Here is a 19,342-nt window from a genome sequence, read left to right as displayed (position 1 = left end):
TAGATACTATAAATTAAAATTGAATTAAAGAATATAAATCATCTTTATTTTCCTGAGTTATTCCAATATATCTAAGAGTGATCTTTTTTGATGAATGATTAAATGTATCCATAATAAGGCTGATATTGTATCTGTTTGCCTTATAAGTCCAGTATCCCCATGTTTTCCTTAAGCTGTGAGTCCCAAAATTTTTTATATGCAGACTTACAGCTGTAGCTTTTAGAATTCTATAAGCTTGTGTCACACTTATGGGTTTATTTAAGCCTTTTCTGCTCTGGAAAATATAAAAAGTTTGTCCAAGATTATTATGCTCTATATAGGCATTTAGAGCTTTTTTAAGGCTGCTATTTAATTTGATTTTCTTTTTTTGAATCACAAGATCGTCCTTGAAACTAAGATAGGAAGTCATTAGATCTTGTACTCTAACTTTAATCACATCACTAATCCTTAATCCCGTGTTTAATTGAAATTTTGCTAACAGCCAGTCTCTTTCACTTTTATTTTTTAAATGCATGAGCAATGCGTCTATCTTGTTTTTATCTCTAATTGGATCCACAACCATCACTTTTTCCTCCTGAAAGTTATGTATTGTTTTTTATATTATACCATAAAAACAATACATTGGAACAAAAAATAATATAAAAATTTACAGGTAGTTACATAGAAATAATCCATTTCCTGATACCAGCCATGACCATCGACACAAATAAATATCTGCCCACTACCATGATGGATATGTCAGTTATTATGACATCCTGGTTCAAATGTAACATTACAGATAATCACTTCCTTACTATTCAAAAGACTTAAATAGTTTTCCCTAAAGGATAACGTATTCTAAGTGCTAAAGACACTAAGAATACTGCTAATAAGGTTCAGCTGGAGAAAGTCATCTTTATAAGCAAACTCCATCTGAACCTAAGAATCACTTGATAGTAATCAACTCATATTCACGGCTGCCAAGACCTATTTTTTCTGCATGGGCGAGGCAGGTACGCCACTCCGATTCTGGTGTGGAGTTGGTAAAGTGGTCATGATGATCCTTAAAGTTAGGTTTTGACATATTGTCTGATAATTGGCTGTTTGGCAGCGGTGTAGCTGACATACAGGCATCCACACAGGCCTGATCCAGTGCTAGTGGATCGAAGGAAGCGAACATGCCTAGATTTGGTAGGATCGGAGTATCATTTTCGCTGTGGCAGTCACAGTTAGGTGAAACATCTATCACAAGGGAAATGTGAAAGCAAGGGCGGCCATCTACTACCGCTTTGGTGTATTCCGCCATGCGGCAATTCAATTCCTTATTGGCTGCCCAGTTTGTAAATGCGATAGCGCCAAAATTACATGCACCTAAGCAGCGTCCGCAGCCTACACAATTTTCTGTATTGATAGTCATTTTCTTTTTTACATCATCAAACATCAAACCATTATTGGCACATTCTCTTTGGCATCTGCGGCATCCTTTACACTTCTCCTGTATGATATGAGGTTTACCATTAATGTGTTGATCTTTTTTTCCAGCACGAGATCCGCAGCCCATACCAATGTTTTTGATGGTACCACCGAAACCGGCTGCTTCATGACCTTTGAAGTGAGTCAGGCTGATAAGTATGTCAGCATCCATAATTGCATGACCGATTTTTGCCTCTTTTATATATTCACCACCTATTACCGGTACTGTGATATCATCGGTACCCTTTAGACCATCACCAATGATAACAGGACAGCCTACTGTAAGAGGAGTAAAGCCGTTTTCCCATGCACATTCCAGGTGCTCAAGGGCATTCTTGCGGCTGCCAGGGTACAAGGTATTACAGTCAGTTAAGAATGGCTTTCCGCCAAGTTCTTTAACAACGTCGGCTACAGCCTTTGCATAATTTGGACGCAGAAAGCCTAAGTTGCCTAGTTCACCGAAGTGCATTTTGATGGCAACGAACTTGTTATCCATGTCGATTTGTTCGATATCTGCTTTTTTAATCAACTTTTTTAACTTGGTTGGAAGACCTTCTCCAAGTTTTGTACGAAAATCTGTAAAATATACCTTTGATTTTTTCATTATAATCACTCCCATTTTAAAAAGTATTGATTGATTTTATGTATTCTTTGCGGTGGAATCACCTATATCTTCCTTTTCTCAATTCTAAATTTACTATATCATATTTATTGTAGTGGATAAAGTTAGTTCTAGGTCAAGAAATTTTTTATAAATTTAAAGTTTGTAATGAAAAAGACAGAGAACAATACTTTGAAGATCGAGTAATACGGTGTAACATATGACTAATGCTAGTTAATACAGAATAGTAAAATGTTATGAGATAAAATTATTTGTATAGCACGCATATTACAGAAATAGAAGGTGAATTATAAATGGTGGTAAAACCTATAGAAACAGAAGTATTATATGTTAAAGATTTAAATGCTAATTACCAGAACATTGTAAAAGGTGCAGAATATCTAAAAAAGGGGGAAGTTGTTGCGATTCCAACGGAAACTGTGTATGGATTAGCTGCAGATGCATTTAATGAAAATGCAGTAAAAAAGATATTTGAAGTTAAAGGAAGGCCACAAGACAATCCATTATTGGTACATATATATAAACTAGAACAAGTTTATGGTATATGTAAAGATATTCATAAAGGTGCAGAGAAAGTATTTGATGCTTTCTGGCCGGGATCAGTAACTTTGATTTTTAATAAAAAAGATTGTATTTCAGATACAGTTAGTGCAGGAATGAAAACTGTGGGAGTTAGATTCCCAAAAAGTGAAATAGCAAGAGCTATAATTAAAGAAAGCGGGACTCTACTAGTAGCCCCATCTGCAAATTTATCAGGGAAACCGTCGACTACCAGTGCTGAGCATTGTTATAATGACTTAAATGGAAAAATCCCTTGTATTTTGGACGGAGGTCCATGTTCAATTGGATTAGAGTCAACAATTATAGACATGTCGACTCCAGATCCAGTACTTCTAAGACCTGGGGCCATAAGCTTGGATGATATACGTAAGGTAATTCCTAATCTTGTATATAAAAAGAATTTATTAAGTGTTAAAGAAAATGCAAATGAAGAAAATGCTGTAATTTGTTTTCAGGAATTTTTAAAAGATTTTAAAAATTATGAGCATGTATATAGCTTAGGAAGCTTTAAAACGTTAAATGTAGCAGCACAAAAGACATTTGATTTGCTTAGAGAATGTGATAAATTGAATGTAAGTCATATTTATGTGCAAGCACCTAAAGACAGTGGCTTAGGAAATTCTATAATAAATAGATTAGAAAAAGCAAGTGCAGGGGATGTTATTAATATATAAATTAACTATAAAAATTAAATAATTGATGGGATAGTCAGCCATGTCATGTACTGAAAAGTATGCACTATATAAGGGAAATTTGTGAGTATAGTAGTTATATATAAATAGATCATATGATAGGATTAATATCTATCATATGATCTATTTAGTAAACAAAATTAAGAAGAATACGAAGTAATACAACCGCACATTAAGTTAAATCACTTTTATGGTAAAACTGCATTTGGATAAATTATTTTCATTAAAGTATCAGGATAATAGATAGAAAAGAACAATTCCACTTTACCGTTCACAGATATACCAGCCATCCGTAGACTATAATAGTATAGTGCCATAGCTGAGACTAATGCATTGAGCACTATAAATACTACAATGCACCACGTAAGTACTTCCCCTAACACCCTTGGGATTTTACCAATATATTTACTCACGAATGGATAAATCATCTTCAACCATACAATAGCAAGCAGTCCCCAGAACAGACAGTAAAGCAGATTTATCCTGCCATCCAGATTAAAAGGCATGTCACTATAATCCCAAAAACGGGCACCCAATACCTTTTCTGTAAACACACTGCACGAATATTCATAGGTGCCACCTAGGAAGAAGCCACCCAGAAAGATATATATGTCATTTTTATCAATCAATCTATGAAGCATTACTGTGGCAATTATTCCACCCAATCCCCAAACCACACTGAAAGGTCCATATATTAGACTACTGCGGCTCATCAACTTACCGGACTTTACCCAGACAAATGCGGTTTCAATCAAATCCCCTGCCAGTGCACTGATAAAAAACATCCATACCAGTTTTTCAAAACAAATGCCTTCCGCAAATTTTTTTTGATCTATCGCTTTAACATCAATGAGCTTCAGTTTGGCATTTTCCAGCTCAGGGAATGCTTCGTGAATACGCTTTTGCAACCTTGCAAAAAAACGTTGTCCCATAATCTTCTTTGTATTACTCAAACCTTCTGTTACCTTTAGTTCTAATCTACTTTGTTTACGAATATGGAATGCTGCCACGAATGAGGCAACAACGTCAACCATCAGTAAAACAAAGATTATCCAGAGAATAATGCAGAATAACAAATGTGGAATCATCTGGCTTACCGTATAGACCAATGGTTGCAGTAGAGAAATAACCAGCACGGAAACGCCACTATATGCGAAGGCAAAAGTAATGTAGAACCTTGGACTATCATAATTCCACAGGCGTCTGCCGATTATCCGTTTCAGTAACCCTCCATCAATATACTCCACCACAGTAGCCAGAACGGCATTCCCGACAAACAATGCAAAAGGATTGGCATTCGCCGCCTCTAAAAATTGCAGACTAAGTATAATACTTAACCCATAGACCGGGCACAGTGGCCCATTCAGCATCCCTCGATTAACAAAATCACCTTTTCGTAAGCTTACAATTAAGACTTCTACTACCCATCCTAAAAAAGAATAAATCAGAAAAAAAGCAAAAAGCTCATATCCCGTATAATGCATATTCTGTTTCCTTTCTATAATTTATAATTTTCAAACCTTAAATTTATTACAACTTACCTTTGCGAATCAACGTATAAGTGAATTATATCATTTTATACAATATGTAACTATTATTAATACTCTCAAACTTGGAGATTGTCTAAAGATGTTATTTAACCTATATCATTATTTATAATATAGGTTAATTGGAAAGATAATTTACAATATGAATTAATAAAGCAAATATATAAATAATAAGTATTATAATTTATTATTTAGTTTAAGTAGTAATGAGAGCAGGTGGTTATTATATCGAACTTAATGAAATTTAGTACAAATAGTAATATATTTCATAAAGGATTTGAAATTGGAATATTAATAAAGTTTATTGATGGTTTTTTAGAAATTACAGGTGGAATTTTATTACTTTTTTTAAATCCAAGTAGATTAAGTGGTTTAGTTGTTTTGTTAACACAACATGAGTTATCAGAGGACCCAAGAGATGTTATTGCAAATTTTATGATAAAGGCAAGTTCAAAATTTACTATAAGTACACAATATTTTGGAGTGTTTTATTTGATTTCTCATGGAATAGTCAAATTAATTCTTATAATATTTCTATGGAAAAGAAAGTCTTGGGCTTATCCACTTACTATAATATCATTGATTTTGTTTATAATCTACCAAATTTATAGATATATACTTCATCCTTCAAGTTGGCTAATAATACTAACTGTTTTTGATATTATAATGATAATATTAACTTTTATAGAATATAGAAGAATAAAAAATTTTGACTTATTAAAATAATTAAGTATAATTTAGTTATACAAATCATACTTATCATACAATCTTAATAATGAAAAGAGGAAATAATATGAAGCACCCAAAAGACAAGTATGCGTGGACAGTAAAAATCGGTGAAAAAGGGCAATTTGTTATTCCAAAAGAAGCTAGAGACATTTTTGACATCAAACCTGGTGATACTATTATAGTTCTTGCTGATAAGAAGAAAGGTATTGCTATACCTCCAAAGTCACTTTTTGCTAAATTAACCGAAACAATTTTCGATGGAGATATTTCTGAAAGAGAAGGTGATAAGGAATGAGTGTACTTGAAGTAAAAAATCTATGTAAGAAATATCCTGCTTTTGAACTGAAAAATTACAGGATTTATAGGCAGAAATGGAGCAGGTAAATCTACAACATTAAAATCATTGGTTAATTTTGTACATCCCGATAATGGAAAAATTTTATTTTTTGATAATAATTTTAATGGCTTCATATTAGTATATTAAAAGTTACTTTTTAAATTATAGGGGAGGTTATATAATGTTTGAAGAAACAGTATTGGAAAGCAAAAATGCATGGGATGAAAACGCAGATTTTTGGGATGAAAGGATGGGAGATAACTCTAATTATTTTCATTGTTGTATTGTAAGACCGGGGGTTGAGGAACTACTTGAAGTAAATAAGAATGATTATGTACTTGATGTTGCTTGTGGAACAGGTAATTTTTCACAAAGAATGGCTGAAAAAGGTGCGAAAGTAGTTGCTTTTGATTTTAGTAGTAAATTAATAGAGCATGCGAAAAGGCGTAGAAAAAGTTATTTAAATAATAAAGAAATTCCTGTTATTATAATTGTAAGGGCAAGAAAGAGATAAATTAGAAAGGAAATAAATCAAATGATACGTTTGCTTCAAGAAGAAGATATAGAAATTGTTTGTAAAATTGTGAATGATAATTGGAGGTCTGTATATGATGGCTATGTAAATGAACAATTGCTCAATGATAATGGCTGTTTTGATAGGAAAAAGAGATTAAAAGTAGACTTTTTATCTGGTAGATTATCAAACTATGTTTATGAATGTAATGGGCATATTGTGGCACTATTATCTATTGGAGATACAGTTGACAATGATAAAATAGGAGCTTTTGAAGTTTGGCGTATTTATATTTCACAAGCTTATCAAAATCGAGGAATTGGGAGCCAATTACTTAACTTTGCAGAGCAACAGGCGTTTAAATATGGTTATAAAGAAATTGTGATATGGGCTTTTAAGGGAAATAGTAGAGCTATTTTATTTTATAAAAAACATGGATACATAAAAGATAAAGAAGAATATTTTGGAGAGCCATATTTAACTTATGCTGTTAGATTTAATAAAAAATTGAATAAATAAGTTCAAAATTAAAATATCGACTAATATACTTTTTTTATTAAACTTCACTTTATAACATCTCTTTTCCTTATAAGTAAAAATAACTAAAGATCCGTATTATAAAAACTTTGAGAGTTCCTTATGAATACGAAGTAGTGTGTCTACATCTTCTGCGGATATTTTTTCTAGTGCGGAAATCATAGCATTGTACGATGCAGGAGTTTGAATTGACTTTTTTGATATTTCCTTGCCTTGACCAGTTAAAATCAGGTTAATTTTTTGCCTATCATCTTCAGATGGTTTAAGTTCGACTAAACCTAAATTAACAAGTTCATCAAGGCTAACACTTGCTGTGTTTTTAGAAATGAGTAAATTCTCTGTTATTTCTTTAAAGGTTATTAATGGAGAAGAATATATGGTATTTAAAATTCCTAATTGTTGCAATGTTAAACCTAAACTTTCTGCATTTTGCTGTGTGAATTTTGCTAGAGTTTTGCTAATGGACATAAATGATTGAACTACCTCTATGGCCTTTTTTGCCTTTAAATCATTATAATCCATAAAAACACCTCCTTATTAATATAATTTAGCATTGAACAATTCTATTATGAACTATATTAAATTATTTATAAAATACTGTCAAGTTATATTTTAGTAAATATATATATATGTGATTGATTTTCAAAAATGTCTCAACCTATAAATAAATAGAGTAAAGAAAAATTCTCCATTTGGGTAAGATATTTTACTTTTCTGTCACTTTTTCTTTCCATTTAGTTTCCTCTTTTCGAGATAATTGTACATTATAAATATTTTGTATAATAAATTATAACATAATATTGAGTAAAATCCAATTATTATAAGAAGAATATCAAAGTAATGTTATAATTTACAATAAAATGGGATAAAGAGTGTAATTATTTTCAATTTATGAAATTAAATTAAATGGGTAATAAATGAGTATAAAATCATCATTTTTAGAACAAAATATTTATTTCGTCCTAAATAATAATGTATATAAAAAATAAGTTAAAATGTGTAAAATACTCTTATAATATTCTTTATTAACAGGGTGGAATTTCCAAGTTTTGAGGTGTTGCCCTATAAATAATTATTTATTTATTACAAGACATTTACTTAATAGTATATTTCTTTTCATTTCATTTTTTTTTATATGGAGTCAATTTTTTAAAAATAAAGAACATTTATTAAACCCATCGTCTCCTGTAAGGATAAGGGTGTTATATGGAATTACTTCAGGAGTTTTAGGTGGGTTTTTGATACCTTTTATTATGGAAGATAAAGGTTACATACCGGTAGATTTTCAAAATTTTGCTATACTTATTTCAGCAATAAACGGCGGCTTCTTATGTTCATTTATTACAGGGGTAGTAATTTCTTTTTTTTCAATAGTATTTGGATTAATAAGTTATGAAACATTACTTATATCCATTACAATATTAAGTATAAGTATTAGCTGTGGGATTATTTCTAAATGCAGTGTACAGAAAACAAAAAAATGGCTATGCATGATTATCAGCAGCTTGATTTTCGATTTTCTTTTTATGAATATAGTATCGTCAACTGTAAAAATCAATAATACAATTTACAAATTTTTTATTATATATTCAATTTTAACAATTATATTTGGATTTATAATATATTATATTTGCGAGTATATAGATAAATCAAGTTTGTTATTTATGAAGTTTAAGGAAGATTCCTGCACAGACTTTTTAACTGGGCTTAATAATGTTAGAAATTTCAACAACTTGTTTAATGATTTATCTAAGAGGGCAGTTGAAAGAAAAGAAAGGCTTTCACTTATTATGATAGATATTGATTGGTTTAAAAAGATTAATGATACATATGGTCATCCTTCAGGTGATGAAGTGCTAAAACAAATTGCTCTAATACTTAAAAGAGCATGCAGATCTTTTAATATAATTTCAAGAAACGGTGGAGAAGAGTTTTCAATATTATTAATAGACTGTCCTAATAAACAAGCTATAGAAATTGCTGAACGAATAAGGAAAGCGATAGAAAAGCATGAGTTTATACTATCTACGGGTAAAAAAATTAATATTTCTGTATCTATTGGGGTTACAACTTATCCTGATATTGTAAATAATGTTAAACAAATTATAGAAAGTGCAGATATTGCTCTATATGAAGCAAAGCATACGGGTAGAAATAAGGTAATTCCATATTATTGATTTTTTATATATAAAACAGGAAAGCTATGATTAAAGTTTAGAATATATTTTTACGTATTAGAAAATAATATTAAAAGTTATAATAGGTTAATATTATTTGAAAGTCATAAAAGGAGAAAATATGAAATTTAAAAAAGATATAATTACAAAGATAATATGTACAGCTATAATTTTGGTTATTAACATAATTGTGTTTACTGGAGCAGCAAAGGCTTTTAAAAGTGGGTGAAGTATCTGAAAATGAAGCCAAAAACATACTGAAAAATAGCAGAAGATTACAAAATGAAAAAAAATATTCAAAAGCTATAGAAGGATATAATATAGTTTTAGGAAATAAAAATATGCCTAAAAGTATTATAAACGAAGCAAAAATATGTAAGCTGCTGGCAGAGAGAAAGGTGCCTGTTTTGGATAAATATTCTTTCCTCCCGGAGTATATGAATATTGGCAAAAATGGTGTGGACTATTATAAAAGCAATAAGTGCAATTACACATTATATGAAGAATATGATCCTGTAAAAAAATATTTTAATTATCAGCCGGATTGGGCTTATCTTGAGTCTCCTAGCTTTAAATATGATAAAAACGGCATACCCATGGTAAAATACAATGGCAAATTTTATTATAATGCAGTTACTATATGCCAATATGCACTTTATTTATATGATGGGTATATGGATACTGGGGTTAATAAAGATAAATTTTTAAATACAGCGGATTTTCTAATAAAGAGTATAAAAAAGGATGGATCTCTAAGATATGAGTTTAAATTTGGATATTATGAATGCTTAAATGAAGGATGGGCTTCAAGTATGTCTCAGGGGCAGGCACTTAGTGTATTTACTAGAGCCTATCATTTAACTAAAAATTCAAAGTATATAAATGCAGGGCAGAGAGTGCTTAAATATCTTTTAACGCCTGTTTCAGAAGGTGGTGTTATGGATACTCTAGGTGCTTTAGATAAAAGCCTTGAAGATAAGATATTCTTTCAGCAATATGTAGGAAAAACGTCTACCTATACATTAAACGGGTATATATTTACATTGATAGGTTTATATGATTGGAGCAGTGTACGCTGCCTCCCCAATATATACTATTCTAACATGGCTAAAAGATACTGGAATAAGGGACTCCTAAGCTTAAAATATATACTGCCTTATTATGATATAGGAAACTTCACATCCTATGATTTATATCACATTATAAAAAATGGACCTCCTAGCAGTTCTGACTTTTATCATTGTATTCATATTGAAGAAATGAATGTCCTTTATAATATTACCAAGGATGAATATTATAAAAACATAAGAAATATGTGGATTTCTTATGTTAAAAATTAGTATTTGAAAGGTTTAAAAATTCATGCTGGAGGTGTAACATTATAGTTATATGTGAGGTGTATTGCTATGAAAAAAAATCTTCTCAGCATTGATTGGGATTATTTTATTCCTGTAAGAGAGGAATGGTGTGGCTCTTATATTGAGAATAAGAGAACAAATATTATATTGTGGTATAGGAGATATCTTAAAAATAGGCAAATGGGAGAAAACATTGAAAAAACAGTTAGAACTGGTAATGAACTGAAAGGCTTTTGGAGTAAAATAGAACAATGCTTTTCCATAGAAAGAAAAGCTAAGGTATATGTATCTGATTCCCATAAGTTTTCTTATTTCATAGCTCAAAACAATAATTGTGATGAAGTCATAAATTTTGATGCACATTCTGATTTAGGTTATGGCGGGATGAAGTCACTTGATTTTGAATTGAATTGTGCCAATTGGCTTGGAAAACTTTTAAAAGACAGTATTATAAAAAAAGCAAATATAGTTTATAGTCCTTATACTTATGAAGAAAAAAGTGAATTTGAGGAAATAAATAAATCATTTTCTATAAAATATCCTAAGGTGGAGCATTTAGTAAATGATAACATAAATGTAATTCACATATGTAGGTCGGGAAGTTGGACTCCTCCATGGCTTGATAATGAATTCTATAAGTTCATAAATGATTTGCATATGCCATACAAGATTATGAAATGTCCTCAAAGGTGTTGGAATCCTGGAGGGCTTACACTCTCGGATAAAATATATATAATGCTTTGAAAATGTGATTAATTTTGTAAAGCAGTACTTAGTGTAAAAACTAAATACTGCTTTTTGTATAATGTTATTTTGTATAGAATTTTTTAATGGTTTCACATACAAAGTTAACTTCATCTTCAGTTATTTCAGGGTATATAGGAAGAGCTAAAACTTTAGTCGAAAGTTTTTCAGCTACAGGAAAATCGCCCTTTTTATAGCCTAAATAATCAAAGCACTTTTGAAGATGAAGAGGGATTGGATAATAAATACTAGTTCCAATTTCATTTTCCTTTAAGTATGCAGCAAGCTCATCTCTTTTTTCTACTAATGTATTAAATGCATAATATACTGGTTTTTGATTTCCTTTAACTGTAGGAAGTTTTATATAGTCACAACCAGCAAGTCTTTCTTTGTACCAATCAGCTACCTTTTGTCTTTGTTTAAGTGCATTGTCTATATACTTTAGTTTAACTAAAAGTACAGCAGCTTGAATAGAATCAAGTCTTGAATTATATCCTATATAGTCATAATGATATTTTTTAGAAGCACCATGTACTCTAAGCATTTTAGCAGTTTCAGCTAACTTGTCATTATTAGTTACTATCATGCCTCCATCGCCGTAACCACCTAGTGTTTTTGTTGGGAAAAACGAATAAATACCAATATCACCTATAGTACCAGAATGTTTATATTCACTTGAGGAACCTCCCCACTGCATACCAAAGGCTTCTGCAGCATCTTCTAAAACGCTTAAATTATGTTTGGATGCTATATCCATTATTTTGTCCATGTCCGCCATCTGTGAAAAAAGATGTATTGGTAATATACTTGCAGTTTTTGAAGTTATTTTTTCTTCGATTTTATTTGCATCTAGATTAAAAGTATCTTCATCTACATCAACAAAAACTGGTTTTGCATTTAATTTAGCTATACAAGAAGTTGAAGCTAAAAATGTAAAAGGGGAAGTTATAATTTCATCTCCATCTTTAAATCCTAGCGCATGAGAAGCAACTAAAAGAGCATCTGTTCCAGAAGCTACAGCTATGGCATGCTTGGCTCCTGTATATTTTTTTATTTCTTCTTCAAGTTCTGACACTTGAGGCCCAAATATAAAGCTCCCACTTTCAAGTACAGCGGATATAGCTTTATTAAATTCTTCTTTCTTTTCTAAGTATTCTCTTGTAGGTGTAAAAAAATTAACTTTCATTTTTTGTCCTCGCTTTCAATTTATTTCATGACTTTTTCTACGGCAGAAATTAATTCTTTAACGACATATTCGGCATCTTCCAATTTAAGAAGAGAATAAACTGGTACAGAAATTTCATTTGCATAGTGATCATATGCATTTGGATAATCTTTTATATCGTAACCTAAATTTTTGTAAAGTGTAAACATAGGCAAAGGAGTATAGTGAACATTAGTAGCTATATCTTTTGCTGCAAGGGATTTTATTACTTCATTTCTTTGATCTTCACTAAAGTCTTTTATACGAAGAAGATATAAGTGGTATGAAGTTTCACGTATAGCATCTTTCTTAAATGGAATTATAGCCCAATCCTTTTCACTTAAAAATTTAGTATATAAATCGAATATAGCTTTACGTTTTTTTAGCATTTCTTCATATCTTGGAAATTGTGCCAAACCTATAGCTGCAGATATATCAGTTAAGTTACACTTACCACCATCTGTGACTATATCATATTTCCACGCACCTGCCTGCATTTTGGAAAGAGCATCTTTTGATTGACCATGTAGGGATTCCAACTTAAAATCCTTATATAAGTCTTTTTTATCAAATTTATCATTCTCGTTAAATGTTATTGCACCGCCTTCAGCAGTAGTAAAGTTTTTCACTGCATGAAAGGAGAAAACATGGAAATCGGCTTGAGAACCAACTCTTTTGCCTTTGTATTTTGCACCAAAGGAGTGAGCGGAATCCGATACAAAAATTATATCTTCGCGATTTTTATCCTTTAATATTTTGCGAACAGCATCATAATCTATAGGTACTCCTGCAACATCTACTGTATATATAGCTTTTGTCTTAGGTGTTATAGCATCTGCTAATTTTTCTAAATCAATTAAGAAAGAATCCTTTTCTATATCTACTAACTTTGGTTTTATTCCTCTACGTATAGCAGCACTTGCTGTTGCAGTATAAGTATAAGGAGTAGTTATGACTTCATCTCCTGCTTTTATGTCAAATTCCTTCAATACAAGTTCTAGTCCAGCAGAATTACTGTTTACAGCTAGTGCTTTATCACTATTACAATATTCGGCAATCTTTTTTTCAAATTCAGCACATTTTGGACCTGTAGTAATCCATCCTGATTTTAAAACTTCTACAACTGCATTTATTTCGTCTTCACCTATATCTGGTGGTGAGAATGGTATTTTCTTATTCATTTATAATCAATCCTTTCATTTCATTTCGTTGTTTATTATATAAGTTTTTAGATTGTAGGTTGATGCATAAAGCTATTTCCTACTTTCAAAAAAACCAGTATCTTTTGTTATATAAATATACCCATTTTTACTTATTTCAGACTGCAAGTATTCTGCAAAGGATTCAAGTTTATCTTTGTCAAATGTAGTTTTTGTATTGCCGGGCATAGAAAATATATAGTCTATGAGAGGAGATGCAGCTGTTAGCTTTAAGTTATCGCTATATCTTTTCATTATTACATCTTTAAACCACTTAGAGAGTTTTAATAGACCATTTTCAAGTTGAAAACTTTCTGTAATATTAAAACTATCTGTAGTTATATTCTTAAAGCTATATTTTTTGACGATTTCTCTCATTTCCTTCATATGATTTTTACCTACAGTTGAGGCATAAAAATAGCCCTTAGGTTTTAAAACACGATAAATCTCTGAAAGGGATTTGTCTACATCACTTACATGGTATAATACATGGTTTGCTATTACTACGTTAAAACTATTGTTCTCATAGGGTATATTTTGTACATCTGCTATTTTAAACGTAAATCTTTTTGAATTAATGCCTAAATTATTTTTTGCATCCTGAAGCATTCCAGGGGAAAAATCAGTAAGAGTAATATTCCAACCTTCAGGAATTTTATCCAAGTTTTTTTGCCATAACTCCCCATTACCACATCCAAGTTCCAAAATAGAAGCTTTGGAAGGAATACTTAATTGATTAAAAAACCATTTCATCCATCCTCGCTTATTTGTGCTGAAAAGTTCATGAATTCTTATTCTGGCTTTTAAATTAGAGGCATTTTCATATTGTTCCATCCACTTTTGATCTGTATTTACTATGCTTATTATGTTTATAAACTTGTTCCAATTGAGTTCCTTGTCATTGTCAAGCATATGCACAGCTTCATCTATGGATTTTATTACAGCTTCAATATGGTATATTTTTTCTTTCATTATCTTTTTTTGTATTTGGAGAGATCTTTTTAAATCACCTTGATTTAAATCATAGTTCATTATTTTAGATATATCCTCAAGTGAAAGACCTATAAATTTAAGAGTAAGTATTTTTTGAAGCTTACCAAAATCTTCAACATTATATAATCGGTGACCAGACTCAGTATAGGCACAGGGTTTTAAAAGACCTATTTTGTCATAGTACCTTAAAGTTCTCAAGGTAACACCAGATTTATGGGCAAATTTGCCGATACTTACTAGTTCTGATTTATGGGCATTCATTATTTATCACCTCTGCTTAAATTATTGTAACACATGACGTAAGGTAAGGGTCAATAATTATTTTTTTATTTATATATAATATTTTTGTGATATTATGGTTATATTAGCATAAATAAAGGGTTTGTGTTGAATATAAAATCATTATATGGTAATATCAAATAAAAGTATTTGATATATAATTTATTTTAGAGGAATGTTTATCATGAACATGGACTTTTTCAATATTTTCTACTTTATTCTGTTGTTTATGTGTATAACTGCAGTTTTTTCTGGTGTTTTACAGGTACATAAAAGTTTAAGAGAAAGTATTAGATATAATTTAATAGAATGTATAGTTTTAAGGGCATTGGGTTATCCAAAAAAATTATATATAAAACAGTATGTGAGTTACGAAAAATATAAAGTGTGGATATACTTTACACAGCCTTATTTAAAAATAATGTTTTAAAATATAATAATTTATAGATAGGAGATATTATATGAACATTATTTTTAATTTACTTGGTGCTTTGCTAAATCATGTATTTAATTTTACGGGAGATTGGGGTATTGCAGTTGTTGTTCTCACTTTAATTGTAAAGGTACTTTTAATGCCTATGTCTATGAAACAAAGGTTCAGCATTTTAAAACAGCAGAAAGTTGCTAAAAAGATGGAAGACATAAAGATTAGGTATAAAAATGATAAGCTTAAGATGGAAAAGGAAATACAAAGCTGTTATAAGGATAATTTAAAAAGTATGATGGGATGTTTGCTTACAATTATTCAGCTTCCTATAATAGGGGGGCTTTATAAAACCATTATAAACATGCCTGTAGTTTCAGGTACAGTGCTTATACCTTGGGTAGCTTCAATAAAATTAAGCGATAGTTATTTCATAGTTCCTATAATGTATTCGATCATTTCAATGCTGCCTGGCCTAGTAAATTCTATAGATTATTTTAAAGTCTATAAAGAAGTACAGTACAATAAGATGTCAGCTATACTTCCTGGAGTAATTGGACTTTTAATAACAATTAAGGCTCCAATAGCACTTGGATTGTATTTTATAACATCTAGTGTTTTTTCGCTTGTAGAAGAGATAGCCTTTAGAATTTATATTAAAAACAAGCAATTTGTATAGATATTTAGAAAAGGCATTTACTTATAAAAAATGCCTTTTCTTTCAATCAGAGAATTCAAATAATGATTTGGTCAGGTAACGATTACCACTCTGATGTACATATCAATGAATCTTACTTAGTGGGAAAAGCAGAGAACTTAAATCTTTGATTTAAAGTGAATCGCTTTCTCTTTAGAGTTTTGTTTCTCCCACTAAGTTTAGATGAATTATCTAGGGGCGTATCTACTGTTATCTCCCACTTTGATAGAAAAGCAGATATCCCAAATCTTTGATTTGGCGATAGTCGCTTTCGCTGTGTGCGTGGGAGTGTTACAGTAGGTAGCCATCAGATAAATAAGTTTTAGAAAAGGATGGTTAACTTATGGAAGAAAGCAAGAGTTCATCAAATTTTATTAAAAACATGGTAGAAGAAGACATGAAGTCAGGAAAGTATAAAAAAATAATAACAAGGTTTCCTCCAGAACCTAATGGATATTTACATATAGGCCATGCAAAGTCAATAGTTTTAAATTTTGGATTGGCAGATGAATTTGGTGGAAGAACTAATTTAAGATTTGATGATACTAATCCTTCAAAAGAGGATACGGAATATGTAGAGTCAATAAAAGAAGATGTAAAATGGCTTGGATATGACTGGGATGAATTGCACTTTGCCTCCAGTTATTTTGATGAAATGTATAAAAGAGCATTACTTTTAATAAAAAAAGGTAAGGCTTTTGTGTGCGATTTGACTCCAGATGAAATAAGAGAATATAGGGGTACTTTAACTAAACCTGGTAAGGAAAGTCCTTATAGAAATAGAACTGTAGAAGAAAATCTTGAATTATTTGAAAGAATGAAAAATGGAGAATTTAAAGATGGAGAAAAAGTTTTAAGAGCTAAAATTGATGTGACCTCTCCTAACATAAATATGAGAGATCCAATTATATATCGTATAGCACATGCCCCACATCATAATACTGGAGATAAATGGTGCATATATCCTATGTACGATTTTGCACATCCGCTAGAAGATGCCATTGAAGGAGTAACTCACTCCATATGTACACTTGAGTTTGAGGATCACAGACCTCTTTATGATTGGGTAGTGCGTGAATGTGAAATGGAAAATGTGCCAAAGCAGATAGAGTTTGCTAGGCTTAACATTACAAATATGGTAATGAGTAAAAGAAAACTTAAAAAATTAGTGGATGACAATTTTGTAGATGGCTGGGATGATCCACGTATGCCAACTATTGCAGGACTTAGAAGAAGAGGATTTACGCCAGAATCTGTCTGTAAATTCTGCAAAGCTATAGGCGTGGCAAAAGCAAGTAGTATAGTAGATTCTCAAATGCTGGATTACTTTTTAAGAGATGATCTGGAAACAAAAGCACCTAGAACTATGGCTGTTTTAAGACCACTAAAAGTCGTAATAACAAATTATCCTGAAGGACAATGTGATACTTTTGAAATTGAAAATAATCCAGATGATCCTACAGCAGGAACTAGAAAAGTACCTTTTTCAAAGGAAATATACATTGAACAAGAAGACTTTATGGAAAATCCACCTAAAAAATATTATAGATTATTTCCGGGAAATGAAGTTAGGTTAAAAGGTGCTTATTTTATAAAATGTGAAGAAGTCATAAAGGATGAAGAAGGGAACATAAAAGAGCTTCACTGCAGCTATGATCCTGCATCAAAGGGGGGAAATAGTCCTGACGGAAGAAAAGTTAGAGGTACACTTCACTGGGTAAATGCAAGTACCGCAATTCCAGCAGAAATAAGACTTTATGAGCCTTTAATTTTAGATGAAAAGGAAGAAGAAGGCAGTGATTCATTTTTAGATAATGTGAATCCAAATTCCTTGGAAATATTAAATGGATTTTTGGAGCCTGATATGAAAAATGCAAAATCAGGCCAAAAATTTCAATTTTTCAGACATGGATATTTCAATGTTGATCCTAGATTTTTTCAAGGAGGAAAGCTAGTATTTAATAGAATAGTATCTCTTAAGAGTTCTTTTAAAATAAAAAAATAATCTAAAATAATTTAACTATAGAGAAGTGATAGTACTATAAATAGCTTCTTTATAGTTTTTTTATACCGATGAATAATTTCAGACTTTTTAGAATATATCAATAAGTAGTTAAAACAAATTACAAAATGATTACATTTTATCATAATGTGTAGCAAAATACGATGATTTATTATACTATAGATAGGGAAATTAATGAAGTGAAGTTAAAGGAAGGTATCCCAATACTATTTTTTAATTTTACTTAGGCATTTTCAAAGAAATATCTAGGCAGTATGGTAAAAAATATGCACAGCATCTTTGACTTGCTATTTTCTTTCAAATGCCGTATGACATTAGAATCTTATTAGGGAGATGGAACTGATGAATAAATATGAGGACAGAATTAGAAAAAATAGAATCATCAAGAGAAGAAATAGTATAATTATAGGAATTCTTTTTTTATGTATTTTTGGTTGGGCATTTTTTATAGGAACTAAAGTTGCATCTAAAAAACATGCAGTAGTAACTGCTTCTAATAAAATAGAGCAGCAGAAAAGCGCTGAAAAAAAGCAGCAGGATGAAATGAAAGAGAGATTTACAACAAAGCAGCCTGCAGGAGCGTATATGCCTTGGAAAACCAAGAGAACAGATGGAAAGAAAGTGGCTTACTTAACTTTTGATGATGGTCCTTCCCCAAATACTTTAAAAATACTTGCAATTTTGAAGCAAAATAATATAAAGGCAACTTTCTTTTTAATTGGACAAAATGCTGAGAGAAATAAGGACTTGGTAAAAGAAGAAGTAAAAGAAGGACATGTAGTTGGAAACCATACTTACAGCCATGAACTTAGATATAGGGAAGATCCATCAGTATTTGTAGATGACATAAATAGATGTGATACAGTAATTAAGTCCATAGTGGGAAAAGATTATAATTTAAAACTACTAAGGTTTCCAGGTGGTTCTTTTAACACACGTCATTTGAATTTGGATCCTTTTAAAGATGCAGTTACAAAGGCAGGATATCATTATGTGGATTGGAATGATTGGATTGGAGATGCTATGAGAAATAATGTTCCTGTGGATGTTTTATTAAATGAGCTTAGAAAATACAGTAATGATAATACTGTAGTAGTTCTGATGCATGATGCCGCTGCAAAGGGAACAACAGTACAAGCCCTTCCTGAAGTAATACAGTATTTAAAGTCAAAAGGATACACTTTTGAAACATTAAATTAGAGCAGGTAGTCATCGGATAAATAGAAAAATTTATTCACATATACATTTTTTAA

Annotated in this window: 18 protein-coding genes and 1 pseudogene; 12 read left to right on the top strand and 7 right to left on the bottom strand. The window is 30.9% G+C overall.

From position 1 onward, the window contains the following. Positions 1-13 precede the first annotated feature (13 nt). Together WY13_RS02835 and WY13_RS02830 are read right to left on the bottom strand one after the other, a co-directional pair. Entirely contained in the window at positions 14-562 is a 549-nt protein-coding gene (locus tag WY13_RS02835) for a tyrosine-type recombinase/integrase (RefSeq protein WP_063554197.1), read from the bottom strand. A gap of 363 nt (positions 563-925) precedes the next feature. Next, complete coding sequence (locus WY13_RS02830) at positions 926-2,056, bottom strand: DUF362 domain-containing protein (protein ID WP_063554196.1); 1,131 nt, start codon at positions 2,054-2,056, stop codon at positions 926-928. Between the two features lie 311 nt (positions 2,057-2,367). Between WY13_RS02830 and WY13_RS02825 the strand changes: the two genes are divergently transcribed. Continuing rightward, positions 2,368-3,309, top strand: coding sequence for an L-threonylcarbamoyladenylate synthase (locus WY13_RS02825; protein ID WP_082848354.1), 942 nt, complete (start codon positions 2,368-2,370; stop codon positions 3,307-3,309). A gap of 206 nt (positions 3,310-3,515) precedes the next feature. Here WY13_RS02825 and WY13_RS02820 read toward each other — a convergent pair whose 3' ends face one another. After that, positions 3,516-4,811 carry a putative ABC transporter permease gene (locus WY13_RS02820; RefSeq protein WP_063554195.1) on the bottom strand — a complete coding sequence of 432 codons (1,296 nt, stop codon included), beginning with the start codon at positions 4,809-4,811 and terminating at the stop codon, positions 3,516-3,518. Positions 4,812-5,111: 300 nt separating this feature from the next. On the opposite strand from WY13_RS02820, the gene WY13_RS02815 reads away from it, so the two are divergent. The 5 genes and pseudogenes from WY13_RS02815 (at position 5,112) to WY13_RS02800 (ending at position 6,973) form a co-directional block, all read left to right on the top strand. Continuing rightward, on the top strand, positions 5,112-5,600 hold the full coding sequence (locus WY13_RS02815) for a DUF2127 domain-containing protein (RefSeq protein WP_063554194.1): 489 nt from the start codon (positions 5,112-5,114) through the stop codon (positions 5,598-5,600). A gap of 67 nt (positions 5,601-5,667) precedes the next feature. Continuing rightward, a complete protein-coding gene (locus WY13_RS02810) occupies positions 5,668-5,898 on the top strand; it encodes an AbrB/MazE/SpoVT family DNA-binding domain-containing protein (protein WP_063554193.1) in 231 nt (76 codons plus the stop codon). Continuing rightward, a pseudogene (locus WY13_RS20295) lies at positions 5,895-6,063 on the top strand (ATP-binding cassette domain-containing protein); the annotation flags it as partial. The gene WY13_RS02810 and the pseudogene WY13_RS20295, both read left to right, overlap by 4 nt. A 58-nt stretch (positions 6,064-6,121) precedes the next feature. Beyond that, entirely contained in the window at positions 6,122-6,454 is a 333-nt protein-coding gene (locus WY13_RS02805; protein WP_063554192.1) for a class I SAM-dependent methyltransferase, read from the top strand. 21 nt (positions 6,455-6,475) lie between these two features. Then, the gene (locus WY13_RS02800) at positions 6,476-6,973 is read left to right on the top strand and encodes a GNAT family N-acetyltransferase (protein WP_063554191.1); all 498 of its coding nucleotides are present in this window, start codon (positions 6,476-6,478) and stop codon (positions 6,971-6,973) included. Positions 6,974-7,069: 96 nt separating this feature from the next. Here the strand turns inward: WY13_RS02800 and WY13_RS02795 are convergent, their stop codons facing one another. Further along, the gene (locus tag WY13_RS02795) at positions 7,070-7,513 is read right to left on the bottom strand and encodes a MarR family winged helix-turn-helix transcriptional regulator (RefSeq protein WP_063554190.1); all 444 of its coding nucleotides are present in this window, start codon (positions 7,511-7,513) and stop codon (positions 7,070-7,072) included. Positions 7,514-8,244: 731 nt separating this feature from the next. Here WY13_RS02795 and WY13_RS02790 point away from each other — a divergent pair. The 3 genes from WY13_RS02790 (at position 8,245) to WY13_RS02780 (ending at position 11,270) form a co-directional block, all read left to right on the top strand. Beyond that, positions 8,245-9,168 (top strand): GGDEF domain-containing protein, encoded by a 924-nt coding sequence (locus WY13_RS02790; RefSeq protein ID WP_156498950.1) that lies wholly within the window; start codon positions 8,245-8,247, stop codon positions 9,166-9,168. A gap of 221 nt (positions 9,169-9,389) precedes the next feature. Next, positions 9,390-10,508 (top strand): D-glucuronyl C5-epimerase family protein, encoded by a 1,119-nt coding sequence (locus WY13_RS02785; RefSeq protein ID WP_063554189.1) that lies wholly within the window; start codon positions 9,390-9,392, stop codon positions 10,506-10,508. 66 nt (positions 10,509-10,574) lie between these two features. Next, the gene (locus WY13_RS02780; protein ID WP_063554188.1) at positions 10,575-11,270 is read left to right on the top strand and encodes a hypothetical protein; all 696 of its coding nucleotides are present in this window, start codon (positions 10,575-10,577) and stop codon (positions 11,268-11,270) included. Positions 11,271-11,334: 64 nt separating this feature from the next. Here the strand turns inward: WY13_RS02780 and WY13_RS02775 are convergent, their stop codons facing one another. The 3 genes from WY13_RS02775 to WY13_RS02765 all read right to left on the bottom strand — a co-directional run bounded on the left by WY13_RS02775 (position 11,335) and on the right by WY13_RS02765 (position 14,927). Further along, on the bottom strand, positions 11,335-12,456 hold the full coding sequence (locus WY13_RS02775; protein ID WP_063554187.1) for a DegT/DnrJ/EryC1/StrS family aminotransferase: 1,122 nt from the start codon (positions 12,454-12,456) through the stop codon (positions 11,335-11,337). Between the two features lie 20 nt (positions 12,457-12,476). Beyond that, on the bottom strand, positions 12,477-13,655 hold the full coding sequence (locus WY13_RS02770) for a DegT/DnrJ/EryC1/StrS family aminotransferase (RefSeq protein ID WP_063554186.1): 1,179 nt from the start codon (positions 13,653-13,655) through the stop codon (positions 12,477-12,479). 72 nt (positions 13,656-13,727) lie between these two features. Beyond that, positions 13,728-14,927: a MerR family transcriptional regulator gene (locus WY13_RS02765; RefSeq protein ID WP_063554185.1), complete on the bottom strand. Its 1,200-nt coding sequence runs from the start codon at positions 14,925-14,927 to the stop codon at positions 13,728-13,730. 479 nt (positions 14,928-15,406) lie between these two features. Here WY13_RS02765 and WY13_RS02755 point away from each other — a divergent pair, with 479 nt between their 5' ends. The 3 genes from WY13_RS02755 to WY13_RS02745 all read left to right on the top strand — a co-directional run bounded on the left by WY13_RS02755 (position 15,407) and on the right by WY13_RS02745 (position 19,289). Next, positions 15,407-16,048, top strand: a complete 642-nt coding sequence (locus WY13_RS02755) for a YidC/Oxa1 family membrane protein insertase (protein WP_063554183.1) — start codon at positions 15,407-15,409, stop codon at positions 16,046-16,048. 361 nt (positions 16,049-16,409) lie between these two features. Further along, the gene (locus WY13_RS02750; protein WP_063554182.1) at positions 16,410-18,071 is read left to right on the top strand and encodes a glutamine--tRNA ligase/YqeY domain fusion protein; all 1,662 of its coding nucleotides are present in this window, start codon (positions 16,410-16,412) and stop codon (positions 18,069-18,071) included. 360 nt (positions 18,072-18,431) lie between these two features. Beyond that, the gene (locus WY13_RS02745) at positions 18,432-19,289 is read left to right on the top strand and encodes a polysaccharide deacetylase family protein (RefSeq protein ID WP_063554181.1); all 858 of its coding nucleotides are present in this window, start codon (positions 18,432-18,434) and stop codon (positions 19,287-19,289) included. The last annotated feature ends 53 nt before the right edge of the window (positions 19,290-19,342 follow it).

The organism is Clostridium ljungdahlii, from assembly GCF_001636845.1.
GTDB lineage: Bacteria > Bacillota > Clostridia > Clostridiales > Clostridiaceae > Clostridium_B > Clostridium_B ljungdahlii_A.
This window is presented reverse-complemented; position numbering and strand designations above follow the sequence as displayed.